We start from the raw sequence: 260 nt of genomic DNA, 5'->3' as shown, positions 1-260 counted from the left end.
ACCGTCGGCGATCCTTTCGAGCTCAGGAATGTATTCACACCGATGATTTGGAACTCGCCCGTGTGTTTCAGCATTTCGTAGTGCAGGCTCTCTTCCTGAATCTTACCGCGTTGGTACATGGTCTCCATTGCACCCAACACGCCGCCGCGTTCGGTAATGCGGTCGAATTCAGTGAGCACGGCTTCCTCTACCAGGTCGGTCAGCTCTTCGATGATGAACGAGCCTTGCAGCGGGTTTTCGTTCCTGGCCAGGCCCAGCTC

At 55.8% G+C, this 260-nt stretch carries 1 protein-coding gene; it reads right to left on the bottom strand.

The annotated features are described in order from the left end of the window. The coding region (locus tag KK083_RS32385) for a methylmalonyl-CoA mutase family protein (protein ID WP_254170307.1) at window positions 1-260 on the bottom strand (260 nt) is incomplete at both ends.

This window comes from Chryseosolibacter histidinae, from assembly GCF_018598225.1.
Lineage (GTDB): Bacteria > Bacteroidota > Bacteroidia > Cytophagales > Cyclobacteriaceae > Chryseosolibacter > Chryseosolibacter histidini.
Note: the sequence above shows the minus strand (reverse complement) of the source record. Positions and strands in the feature narration are given on the sequence as shown.